This is a genomic window from Nitrospirillum karajorum, from assembly GCF_036348415.1.
GTDB lineage: Bacteria > Pseudomonadota > Alphaproteobacteria > Azospirillales > Azospirillaceae > Nitrospirillum > Nitrospirillum amazonense_B.
This window is the reverse complement of the sequence record NZ_JAZBQB010000002.1, coordinates 1,155,591-1,167,411: the sequence shown is the minus strand read 5'-3', so window position 1 is coordinate 1,167,411 and position 11,821 is coordinate 1,155,591. Positions and strand designations below refer to the sequence as shown.

Annotated in this window: 11 protein-coding genes; 3 read left to right on the top strand and 8 right to left on the bottom strand. The window is 64.1% G+C overall.

The window, feature by feature from the left end; all coding sequences use genetic code 11:
- Positions 1-12: 12 nt before the first annotated feature.
- The 8 genes from UCD39_RS12690 to UCD39_RS12655 all read right to left on the bottom strand — a co-directional run bounded on the left by UCD39_RS12690 (position 13) and on the right by UCD39_RS12655 (position 7,144).
- Positions 13-438: a GtrA family protein gene (locus UCD39_RS12690; RefSeq protein WP_330496364.1), complete on the bottom strand. Its 426-nt coding sequence runs from the start codon at positions 436-438 to the stop codon at positions 13-15.
- 8 nt (positions 439-446) lie between these two features.
- Positions 447-1,724, bottom strand: a complete 1,278-nt coding sequence (locus UCD39_RS12685) for an NAD(P)/FAD-dependent oxidoreductase (RefSeq protein ID WP_330496363.1) — start codon at positions 1,722-1,724, stop codon at positions 447-449.
- A gap of 22 nt (positions 1,725-1,746) precedes the next feature.
- A complete protein-coding gene (locus UCD39_RS12680; protein WP_330496362.1) occupies positions 1,747-2,718 on the bottom strand; it encodes an NAD-dependent epimerase/dehydratase family protein in 972 nt (323 codons plus the stop codon).
- A complete protein-coding gene (locus tag UCD39_RS12675) occupies positions 2,718-3,470 on the bottom strand; it encodes an SDR family oxidoreductase (protein WP_330496361.1) in 753 nt (250 codons plus the stop codon). Before UCD39_RS12675 ends, UCD39_RS12680 begins: the two co-directional genes overlap by 1 nt.
- A 19-nt stretch (positions 3,471-3,489) precedes the next feature.
- Positions 3,490-4,818, bottom strand: coding sequence for an FAD-binding oxidoreductase (locus UCD39_RS12670; protein WP_330496360.1), 1,329 nt, complete (start codon positions 4,816-4,818; stop codon positions 3,490-3,492).
- Positions 4,819-4,821: 3 nt separating this feature from the next.
- Positions 4,822-6,270, bottom strand: a complete 1,449-nt coding sequence (locus UCD39_RS12665) for a UbiA family prenyltransferase (RefSeq protein ID WP_330496359.1) — start codon at positions 6,268-6,270, stop codon at positions 4,822-4,824.
- Between the two features lie 289 nt (positions 6,271-6,559).
- Entirely contained in the window at positions 6,560-6,877 is a 318-nt protein-coding gene (locus tag UCD39_RS12660) for a hypothetical protein (protein WP_330496358.1), read from the bottom strand.
- Between the two features lie 12 nt (positions 6,878-6,889).
- The gene (locus tag UCD39_RS12655) at positions 6,890-7,144 is read right to left on the bottom strand and encodes a hypothetical protein (protein WP_330496357.1); all 255 of its coding nucleotides are present in this window, start codon (positions 7,142-7,144) and stop codon (positions 6,890-6,892) included.
- On the opposite strand from UCD39_RS12655, the gene UCD39_RS12650 reads away from it, so the two are divergent.
- The 3 genes from UCD39_RS12650 to UCD39_RS12640 all read left to right on the top strand — a co-directional run bounded on the left by UCD39_RS12650 (position 7,137) and on the right by UCD39_RS12640 (position 11,820).
- Positions 7,137-7,802 carry a calcium-binding protein gene (locus UCD39_RS12650; RefSeq protein WP_330496356.1) on the top strand — a complete coding sequence of 222 codons (666 nt, stop codon included), beginning with the start codon at positions 7,137-7,139 and terminating at the stop codon, positions 7,800-7,802. The genes UCD39_RS12655 and UCD39_RS12650 overlap by 8 nt on opposite strands.
- Positions 7,803-8,012: 210 nt before the next feature.
- Positions 8,013-8,726 carry a hypothetical protein gene (locus UCD39_RS12645; RefSeq protein ID WP_330496355.1) on the top strand — a complete coding sequence of 238 codons (714 nt, stop codon included), beginning with the start codon at positions 8,013-8,015 and terminating at the stop codon, positions 8,724-8,726.
- A gap of 13 nt (positions 8,727-8,739) precedes the next feature.
- Entirely contained in the window at positions 8,740-11,820 is a 3,081-nt protein-coding gene (locus UCD39_RS12640) for a glycosyltransferase (RefSeq protein WP_330496354.1), read from the top strand.
- Position 11,821: the final 1 nt, after the last annotated feature.

The following is an 11,821-nucleotide window of genomic DNA, read 5'->3' as shown; positions in this document are numbered from 1 at the left end:
TCCGGCGGGGGCTTACTTGCGGAACGAGAAGTGCCGGTGGCCAAAGTAACTGGTCACAACCGGGGACAGGACGCCGATGATGTGGGCAATGTCCTCGGCGTGCCAGGTCAGGCCCGCCGCCGGGAAAGCTAGGCGGGCCAGCCCCTCGCTGACCAGCCAGACCTGTGCTGCCGCCACGGCGTTTACCAGGCAGAAACGGATGAATTCCTCATGCGCCTTGCGCCCCGACGCTTCGAACACGAAGCGGCGGGACAGCAGGTAGGCGGTCACCATGCCGAACAGGTAGGCCACCAGCACCGCTATCTCGAACGGCATGACCCGGTTCAGCAGATACCGGGAGACCACGTTGACGCCGGCGGAAAGGCCCCCCACCAGCAAAAAGCGGGCGAATTCACTGGCCATCAGCCTGTCCATGGGTGACGCGGGGCGCTTTTCCATTGCAGGGCTCATAGCGCGTCCACCATGCGCTTGGCGAAGCGGATGCTTTCCGCGATGCCCCGATCCTCGGGGTAGTAGTAGCAGGTGTCCGCCACCTGTAGGCCGGCGACCTCGGTCTGCACCGGTGGCAGCTTGTCCAGGAAGTCGGGCTCGCATACCGGCTGGGCATAGCGCAGGCGCCCGACATGGGTGTCGATCAGGTCGGCGTCGGTCAGGGCCGGGTTCAGGCGCCGCACGCAGGCCATCGTCTCCGCCACGAAGTCAGCGTCCGTCCAGCCCCACTTGGGATGGCTGTGGGGCATGTAGTAGGGGATGTAGACCACCGTGTCGGGCAGGGGCCGCAGGTTGGAGAACTCGATGATGCCGGGGATCTCCATCGTCGGGTCGTTCACGTTCAGCCAGAAGTGCCGGGTAACCGGCCGCTTCAGTTTCAGCATGACGCAGACCACGCCGATGTTCTTGATGGCGTCGTACTTGTCCTTGGTGGACTGGGTGAAGGCCGGGACGAGGCCCGCCACGTAGGGCGTGGGCACGGTGCAGATGACGGCGTCGGCGGGGAAAAATCCTTGCGCCGTGCGCACGCCGGTAACCCGGCCGCCCTCGGCCACGATCTCCTCCACCTTGGCGCCCAGATGCAGGCTGCCGCCCCGCCGCGCGATGTCGGCGGCCAGGGCCTGGACCAGGGTTTCGGACCCGCCCTCCAGATACCCCAGCTGTTCCTTCATCAGGGACTGGCGTGAGTTGCCGATGCGACGAATGCGGGTGGCGATCCAGCTGGCCGAGACGTTATCGGCGAATTCGAAGAACTTCAGGTCCAGCAACCGCTTCCACAGCACGTTGAACGGCTTCTCGCCGGCACCGCGCTTGAACCAGGTGGCGGCGTCCAGATGCTCGATGGATTGGAAGTCGCGCGCCTTGGTGGTCAGGAACATCTGCAGGCCCAGGCGCAGCTTGTCGATCGGCCCCAACAGGGGGAAGGACAGCAGGGCCAGCGGATCGCCCCAGCGGTAATGCTTGCCGTCGATGAAATAGCCCATGGAGGTGGTGCGCCATTTCAGCGTGTCGGCGATGCCCAGCTCCGCCAGCAGGTCGAAGGTCGGCTGGTCCGACTTGCAGATGAAATGGTAATAGCGCTCGATGCTGAGGCCGCCGAAATCGAAGTGCGCCGCCATGCCGCCGGGCTGGGTGTCGACCTCGTAGACCGCCACTTCATGGCCAGCCTTCAGGGCATAATGGGCGGCGGCCAGGCCCATGGCGCCGGCGCCGATGACGGCAAGTTTAGCCATTGCGGGAAACCCTTCGGGAAAATCAGAAATCGAGGACGACGCCAGCGTAGCGCGGGTCGTTGAAGGTGACGGACAGTGCCTCGTCCAGGGGGGTGGAGCGCACGCCGAAGATGCCGGGCCAGTCGATGACGATGAATTCGTCGGGGGTAACCAGGGCCTTCAGCTGCTTGGTGGTGAAGGGCGGGTTGCGATCGACCAGGGCGTAGACTGACAGCAGCGCGTGGAACAGGCCATAGGGGATGCGCAGCAACGGTGTCTTGGCGCCCACCGCCTTGCGCAGGGCGCGGATCAGCTCGATGTAGGTGATCTTTTGCTGGCCCGAGATGTCATAGGTACCGGTGCGGCGGCCTTCCAGGCAGGCGATGATGATGGCGCTGAAATCCCCCACGTACAGCGGCTGGCGGATGTAGCGGCCGGATCCGGGAATGGGGAAGACCGGCACCTTTTGCATGAAGCGGGCGAGCCAGCCCAAGTGCTTGCGGTCGAACCAGCCGAACATCAGCGTGGGGCGCAGGGTGACGTGGGGGATGGGGCAGGCATCCACCAGCTTTTCCTGCGCCTTCTTGCTTTCGGTGTAGAAATCCACCGCCATGGAGTTCACGACGGAGGAACTGGCGTGGATCAGGTAGGAGACACCGGCCGCTTGCATGGCGGCCAGCACCCGTTCCGTCGCTGTGATGTTGTTGTCCTCGAACTCCGCCCAGTCCAGGCCGCCGATCTGGGCGTGCATCTGGATCAGGACGGCGGCACCCTTCAAACTGTCCTGCCAGCCGTCCTCATGGGCCAGGTCTGCCTGGATCACGGTCAGGTCCGGGTGCATGCGCGCCAGCGCCGGGGTGTTCGACGGATGCTTGTCGATGCAGACGATGTTGGTGTAGCCGGCGTCTTTCAAGCGGACCACCAGGTTCTGGCCCACCAGGCCGGCGGCGCCGGTGATGACGATCTTGCCCGTGGACTTGTCGGTGCGGCTGGGCATCAGGGTTTCATCCGCCATTAGATTTTCATCCGGTTGAAGATGGCTCCGGGCAGGTTGCGGATGATCATCATGATGCCCATCCAGAACCAGGGGGTGTAGAGGGTCGTGGTGCCCTTGGTGGCCGCCGTGTCGATGTCTGCCGCCACCTTCTCAGGCGTCGCCCACAGCGGTCCACCCTTGGCCAGGCCGTCGGTCATGGGCGTGTCGATGAAGCCGGGCTTCACCGTCAGCACCTTCACCTTCGTGCCGGCGAAGCGGTGGGCCATGCCTTGCGCGAACAGGGCCAAGCCGCCCTTGGCGGCACCATAGACATAGTTGGACTGGCGGCCGCGATCACCGGCGACGGACGCTATGGCGATCAACGTACCCTCGCCTTGGCGCTCCAGGTGGTTGGCCGCGACCGTCAGCCAGGCGCAGGCGCTGGTCATGTTGGTGGTCAGCTGGCGGGTCATCTCGGTGATGTCCCTCTCGGCCGCCTTCTGGTCGCCCAGGATGCCATAGGCCACCAGGACGGTATCCACCCTGTCTTCCAGCTTCGCCGACATCGCCGTCCACGCGGCGTCGAAGCCATCTTGGGGCAGGGCGAGATCCACCAGGGCCACGTGGGCGTCCGCTGCCCCCCGCGCCTTCAAATCCGCGGCAATGGCCGCCAGCCGCTTGGCGTCGCGACCGGCCAGCACCAAGCGGGCACCGCGCGCGGCGTGCAGCCGGGCATAGCGCTCGGCCACGGCGGAGGTCGCCCCCAGGATCACCACGTTCTGTCCGGTCATCTCGTTCACGCCTGTTCGCTTATTGGGTTTGGAAGCTCCGGTCCATCCGCCGCCAGAAGTCGGACATGAAGGCCGGATCGAGGTGTCGCTTGAAGTCCGCCAAGTCGGGGTAACCTGCCGCGAACAGATTCGCCGGCATGCGGGCGTCCTTGGCCGGATAAAGGCGTCCGCCAGCGGATGCCACGATGCGATCCAGGTCGGCCATCAGCGCCAGGGTGCGCGCGCCCTGGTTGGGGAAGTCCAGGGCCAGCGTGGTGCCGGCCATGGGGAAGGACAGGAGGCCCGCCGGGGCGATGTCCCCGAAATTCTTCAGGACAACCAGGCAGGATCCCGTACCCGACGCCGCGATTCTGGCCAGCAATTCCGTCACGGCCTCACGTGCCACGGCTGGTGGCACCACGCACTGGTACTGATAAAAACCCTTTGGTCCGTAGACCCGGTTCCAGTGATGCACACCATCCAAGGGATAGAAGAAGCCATCGAAATGGCAACGGCCGGCGAAGGTCGCGCCCGGGCGGCTGTAATAGGCTGCGTTGAAGGCGCGTAAGCTCAGGCCGTTGATCAGGCTGATGGGCGGGGTCAGGGGGACCGCCAGCTTGGCGCGGGCCGGCTGGGCCAAGCGGGGGCCGTCCGCCGCGTGGCGCCCGCGTGAGAAGATGCCCCGACCCAGGGTCGCACCCTGGCTCAGGCAATCGACCCAGGCCACGCTGTACGGCCAGTCCAGGCTTTCCGCCGCCAACTCGAAGAAGCGGTCGACATGGTCGAAGCGGAGGTTCTCCACCTCCATGTCGGAAGAGGCGATGGCCTGCAATTGGATCTCCACCCACTCGATCAGGCCCGTCAGGCCCAGGCCGCCGATGGTGGCGCGAAATAGGTCGGCATTCCGGTCGGGCCCGCATTTGAGGACCTCTCCGTCGGAACGCCGCAGGCCGAGGGCGCGAACATGGTGGCCGAAGCTCCCCGCCACATGGTGGTTCTTGCCATGCACGTCATTGGCGACCGCACCGCCCAGGGTGACGAACTTGGTGCCCGGCGTCACGGCCACGAACCAGCCGCGCGGTATGGTGATGGTGTGCAAATCGGCCAGGCTTAGTCCTGCGTCCGCGCGCACGACCCCGCGGGTTGTATCGAAGAAATGGCACCGGTCCATGCGGCGGGTGACCAGCAGGCCACCACCGCCGTTCAGCGGGCTATCCCCGTAGGAGCGGCCCAGGCCGTGGGCCAGCACACTGTTCGCCTTTTCCAGAAGGCTGGAAAGGACGAGTCCCGCTTCCTCGCGGAAGGCGGGCGTCGCCACCTCATGCTCGACAGCGGCCAGATTGCCCCAGGATGTGATCAGCTGGCGCATGGGTCACACCGCCGCCAGGACGATGGCGAGCATGATGGCGCCGGTGACCAGGCTGGTCCGGTCGGTGGCGGCGAAGACCACGGGATCGTCATGCAATTCGCCGCGATGGGCCAGCAGCAGGAGACGGCTGATCCAATACAGCAGGGGCGCGCAGGCCAGCCAGAGCAGCGACGGGTTGCTGTACAGGGCATGGACCTCGGGGCTGTTGAAGTAGAGAGCCAGCACCAGGACGGAGCAATAGCCGCTGGCGCTGGCCAGGCCGGACAGGATGCTGAGATCCTCCAGCCGATAGCCGCGGCCCTTGGGGTTGCCCTTGTTGGCCTTCAGGCTGCCAACCAGCTCAATATAGCGCTTGATCAGTGCCAGGCAGAGGAAGACGAAAACGGAGAAGCCGAGCAGCCAAGCGGACGAAGGACGCTCAATGGCGGCGCTGCCCGCCAGAATGCGCAATGTATATAGTCCCGCCAGAGTCAGAACATCGATCAACATATGTCGCTTGAGATACAGCGAGTAGGCCAGGGTGATCACATAATAGGCGGCCAGCACCGCCAGGAAATTGATGGACACCAGCAGGCCGCACAGGGCCGATACGGCCAGCAGCAAGGGCACCAGGGCCGCCCCCTGGATCAGCGGCAACCGGCCGCTGGCCAACGGCCGGTTGCGCTTGGTGGGATGAGCCCGGTCATTGGGCAGGTCCAAAAGGTCATTCAACAGATAAGCGCTGCTGGCGGCCAGGCTGTACGCCAGGGCGGCCAGCAGGCTGTCGATGATGGTCACGCCGGTCAGGTCATGACTGGCCAGAAGCGGCACGAACACCAGCAGATTTTTCAGCCACTGGTGGACCCGGATCGCCTTCAAGTAGACCTTCACCCCGGCTTGGGGCACCGGCAGCTCCACGGCGTCATGGCGTTCCGCCATCAACCGTCGCACCAGCCGGGTGGGAGCGTTGGTGACGATCGCCGTCCGGCACCGACGCCAGACCGGCATATCCACCCAATCGTTGCCGATGTAATCGAAGCCCTTGTCGCCGAACTCCCGGCACAGCAACTCCGCCTTGTTCGGGCCCGAGAGGTTAAGGTTTTCGTCTGAGCCGAACACCCCATCCACGAACCCGAGGTGTTCGGCAAGCGCCTTCACCAGCCTGTGGTTCGAGGCAGAGGCCAAATAGATCCGCCGACCTTTGGCTTTCTCGGCCAGGAGAAAATCGATAACCTGCTGGTTAAGCGGTACCGTGGATACATCCAGATCCGTTTTATTTGATAGATAATCTTTAAGCCATGCTTTGCTGCGCAGCGGCAAGCGCCAGACGCCCAGCGCGCCGATGGGGTTGCTGGAAAGCAAGGTAAAGAAATTCTCAAGAAGAAGGTCAGAGCGGATAAGCGTGCCGTCGATGTCGACCACCAAGGGCACTGGTGCGATTTGCGCCGCGGGCTTGCTCTCAGCACCGTTCATTGAATGCCTAGCCTCTGTGGATATTACGGCCATTGTGTTGAATATATGAGAAAATTTATACTCTCATAGCCGAGCTGTGAAAGGACTGCGCGGAAAGAGCCATAGCGATGATGGGGCGTCAATCCTTAAATGGCCGATTTCCGTCCAGGTATGGAGGAACATGGCGGCGCAGGTTCATTAACCTTGGCCCTGGGGGGCGAGGGGGATCGACCGCGAATCGCTGCACCCGCGAAGGCGACGGGACGCGCAGCAAGCGGCTCAAGCCGCCGTTGCCAGAGGCAACCCCCGCCTAATGGTATAGGCCGAATGGCATAAAAACATTGCTGTTTTGCCATGTCCTGTCGTTGGCGGCGCGGCGCGGGGTGCTCAAATCTAAAATTAAAGCGATAGTTTTCTTGAATCCGGCTTGTGCGCCGCGAGCCGCGTGAATTATACCTACAACCACGCGGGGCTGGCGGAACGCGTTAATAAATTCGCCATGGGGTTTTAACGTATACGTCAGCGCCGCAGCGGGCTGCGGTTCAATAGTGGTGAAGTGACGTTTAAGCGGGGATATAATCATGCCAACTGTCACCGGTGGTGTTAGCGTCACGACGGCGCCATCCATTTCCCAGGCCAGTCAGAATGCTCTGGCCAACGCCTTGAACAGCGTCATCGCGGCTAGCGGCACGCTGAGCATCACGACTGCGGCGCCGACATCATCCACCACTCCGACGGCGACGTTGTCCTCCACCATCACCTTTGGCACCGCGAGCGTGTCGTCGGTGAGCAGCGTGGTCGTCAGTGGTGGATCGTCCACCACGCCGACGCTGGCCGCTGTGGATCTATCAAAGACGGCGGCCGGCACGGTCGGCAGCAGCAGCGTCGTGACCAACGTTTCCGTTGATCCCACCTTGACCTCCGTCGTCCTGACTGGCACCGCCGCCGGCAATACGACCGCGCTGTTCCTGGACGGCAACAGTGGTGGCAAGGTCGTGGTCGGCGACGCCGGCAACAACTTCCTGGTGCTGAGCGGCTCCAGCACCGTTGTTGGCTCCGGTACGAACACCATCATTACCGGCACTGGTAATGACAGTGTCATCGGCTCCGCCACCAACGATGTGATCACGTCGAGTGCCGGTAACGACATCATCAACGGCGGTGCGGGTAACGACGTCATCGACGGTCGCACCAGCAACGGTGCCGACACGCTGGGTGGTGGCTCGGGCAACGACACCATCTATGCCAGCGGCGGCGGCAGCTACATCATCGGCGGTACGGGCAACGACTCCTTGGTTGGCAACGCCGCCGGCAAGGACGTCTTCATCTTCAGCCCGGGCGATGGCAACGACACGGTGTCGGGCTTCAACCCCTCGCAGGATACGCTGGCCTTTACTTCTACCAATTACGGTGGCAAGTCGCTGGACCTCATCTCGCTGATCAACAATGCGACCGTGAGCAACGGCAACACCACCTTGACCTTGCCGGATGGCTCTACCATCACGGTCCAGGGTGCCACGGGTGTGAACATCAATTGGTTCACGGCCAAGTAATTGGTCAGTTAAACAGCTTAATTAAGCTATGGCGGGCCATTGGCCCGCCATAGTCTTACTTGCTTTGTGGGCTCTCAGCCGGCAGTATTCGGCAACTCTCCACCTTCTTATTGGTAGACGATGCAGCCAAACACTCTGGCGCCAGCCGAAACATCGGCGGTCGTAACGTCATCACCCGACAGTGATCCGGTTCGGGCCACGCCCAAGGTCATGGCCCTACCAGAAGGGACCTATTACATAACCGCCCGTCTGAGCGAGGCGGGGCGCCAGCAGATCAAGGGTGTTAGTTTCCCCTCGGTTCAGGTGTCTTCGCTCTCCCAGGCCGGTTATGCGCCACTGCAATTTCTGACCCCCGCTGGGCTCAATACCTCAGCGTGGCTCAATGGCTCGGAAGGGGTGGCGCTTGTCGTCACTGCGCAATCCGCGCCCTTGCTGATAACCACCTTCACCCTGAGTGGTCAGCTTTCCTCATCCATCTCCGTGGGCGTTCAGCGGTTGGGGGATGAGACGATCCCCGCGACCCTTGATGTTCGTCTGATTGCGCATATTCAGCGCATGGGGGACCGCGCGTTCGCTGGTGGTGAATGGGCATCGGCGGGTGACCACCTGTTTTGGATCGAAGCCTTCACGGTCGGCGGTTCGCCGGAACTGGCCGAAGGGCTGGAATATTGTGCGGCCAATCCGATCGATCCAGGCGCTACCTGGGTCAAGGCCGGCACGCTGGCGGGCATTGCCGGCCGTGGTCTGCCACTGTTGGGCGCCGGTTTCCGCCTGGTCGGCCGGTTGGCGAATACCCATCGGGTGGACTATGCCGTGCGGTTCCTGCGCCAGGGCGATGTCACGGGGCAAGACGGCGTCATGTGCCGCTCGTCGCAGCCGCAAGATCCGCTCATGGCCCTGAAGGTCGCGGTCCTGCCCCGTTAAGGCTACTCGCCAGATGTCCGACACCGTGGTTGCGCGCCAGCGCCAAATACTGGCGGACATCGATGCGGCATTATCCCGCCGAGACTATGAAGCGGCAACCGCGCTGAGCCTGGAGGCCGTGTTGTGGCCCGAGGCCCGGCTTGAGGCCCTGCGCCACCTGGTACAGGCGGCCCTTGGCGCGGGACGCCTGGACGATGCGGCCCACCGCGCGGCCCATTTGGCCCGGTCCAGTGGCATTGCCGCTGATATGGTTCTTGAAGGGGTCGTCGCGTTAGGCCGTGGACGGATGGAACACGCCGCCTCCTGCTTCACGCGGGCCCTCGATCTGGACGGCGCCCATCCCCTGGCGGCGGTGGGCCTGTCACAGGCGACACCCCTTTCCTCGCCGGACTTCCCGGGCATTCTTGAGCGTGTCATACCCGCGCTTTGCTGGAACGCGGAAACCAACGAAACCTGTTTGGGCATACTGCGCGGCTTGGTGGCATCCGGTGCCGTTCCAGCCGTGGCTTACCCCTGTGGCGGCCGCATCGATGGCGTGGCCGGGGCGTCGGCTCAACGGGCTGAACTGCGCTGGAACGGCTTGGTGCTGGCCCAGATGCCTCTATCCGTGACAACGGCTGACGCGCCCCTGCGTCCGTTCAGTTTTACCGTGCCGACGGCCCTCGCCGGGCGCGCCAGATTCGACATCGTCGTTGACGGCACGCGGGCGCTGGGAGCGCCCTTGGAGCCCACCGCCACCCAACCTCCTCGCCTCATCGCACGCGCCATGCGGATCGCTGAGGAGGAAGGGAATGGCTTGATCGTGCGGGCTTGGGACGCCGCGTGCCCGACCCGGCCCGTTGCTCTGGACCTGTTGGGGCCCGACGGTCAGCCGCATCGTTTGGTATTCCGGCCCGAGGCGGGCGCCAAGCCGGCGGATGCGCAAACCGTGCCGATGCTGGCTGTGGAAGAAGGGGTGCGGGGGATTTTTCCATCGACCCAGGAGCCTGTGTATTGGCCTGCAGGCATTCTGGGGTCGAATTCGGAGCGCCGCGCGCCACGGCACCGCCCGGGTACTGGAATCCGGGGCCTGGACCAGGCGTCCCTCCGGCCTGTCGATGTCATCGTCCCGATTTATGGTGACGCGGACGTCACCCGGGCCTGCCTATCGGCGCTACGCGACAGCCTGGAAGGCGCCTACGCCCGTCCCGCGACTGAAATCATTCTGATCGTTGATGCCCCCGCGGACGCGGCTGTGGTGGCGCTGGTGGATGAGGTGGAGGCCCGGGGCTGGGCCACCGTGCTACGCAACGCCTGCAATCTCGGCTTTGTGCGGACGGTCAATCGCGGCATGGCCTTGCACCCTGATCGTGATGTGGTGCTGCTGAATGCCGATGCCATGGTTCACGGCGATTGGCTGCACCGGTTGACTTTGGCCGCTTATCAGGACGCCGCCATCGGCACGGTGACCCCGTTGTCCAATGACGCCACCATCTTCAGTTATCCTGATATCGGTGGCACACCCTTGGCCAACGCCCCGATACCGTTCCTGGATGGCTTGGCTGCGGCGACATTGGCCGGCCAAACCGCCGATATGCCCACTGGCGTCGGCTTCTGTTTCTATATACGGCGGGATTGCCTGGACGACGTTGGTTATTTCGATGCCGAAACATTTGGCCAGGGCTATGGTGAAGAGAATGATTTCTGCTGGCGGGCGCGGGCGCGCGGTTGGCGCCATGTCGCCGCCCTGGACATCCTCGTTGGCCATGTCGGGGGCTCGTCCTTCGGTGCGGAGAAGTCGGACCGCATCGCCGCGGCCATCAGGACCCTGAACCGCCTTCATCCCGACTATGAGCCGGCGGTGCACGCGCACATCGCCGCGGATCCGCTGTTGCCGGCGCGGCGCGCCCTGGACCTCGCCTGGGCTCAAAGCCTGGGCCCGCGGAATTGCCTTGTGGTTTGCCCGGCCTTGGGCGGCGGAACGGATCGCTTTGTCAATGACCAGGTGGCGACCTTGACCGCGGAAGGGGTGGGGGTCGTCGTTCTGCGGGCTGAAGGCTGGCAGCAGCCCGTCACCGAGAGGGGAGACATAGGGCAGGCCAAGCCGCCCCGGGTATTCCTGGAAATACCGGACATGCCGCAACTCCGATCTTTGGTTTACAAAGGCGCAGCCGGGTTGCCACAGCTGATGCTCGACTTGCGCACCCTCGGGGTGGATCGCATGGTCGTGCACCATGTCATGGGCGTTCCGTCCATATTGTTGGACATGCTGGCCGGCCAGTGGCCATACGAGGTCTACGCGCACGACTACGTATGGATCTGCCCCCGGATCAACCTGGTCGATGGCAGTGACCGCTATTGCGGTGAGCCACCGGTATCCGTGTGCGAGACCTGTGTCCTGAGCAACGGGCACAGGCTCCACCCGACGGATTTGTCCGTCGCGGCATGGCGTCGGTCCATGGCGGCTTTTTTGGCCAGGGCGCGGCGGGTTGTCTGCCCGACGCAGGACACGGCGCGCCGCCTGACGACCCATCTAGCCCCTCTCGCCATGGCGCAATCGCCGGGTGCGACCATTCCCGTGGTGGTGCGGCCCCACCCCGATCTCGAGGTGCCCCCCGTCCCGCTTCGAGCCGATCCGGCCTATCCGTCTGCTGTCAGGGTGGCCGTCCTCGGCGCCATCGGCATGGTCAAGGGGTACGATGTGCTGCTGGATTGTGCGCGGGATGCCCAGGCGCGGAACCTGCCCCTGGAATTCCTGGTGGTGGGCTATACCCAGGATGACACGCCTTTGCTGGAAACCGGCCGGGTTCGGGTCGCGGGGCGCTATAGCCCGGAAGAGGCGCCGGATCTGCTGCGCGCCAGCCAATCCCATCTGGGTTTCCTGCCCTCGATATGGCCGGAAACCTGGTCTTACACCTTGACCGAGATGCTGGCCGCCGGCCTGACCGTCGCCGCCTTCGATCTTGGCGCCCAGGCCGAGCGCCTGCGCCACCATGGCCGTGGCATGCTGATGCCGCTGGGGGCGCCGCCGTCGCGTATCAATGATGCCCTGTTGGAATTGGCGCGTCGCCAGGGGATAGTACCGGCAGGCAGCAGGGGGTCGGCCTCCCCGTGAG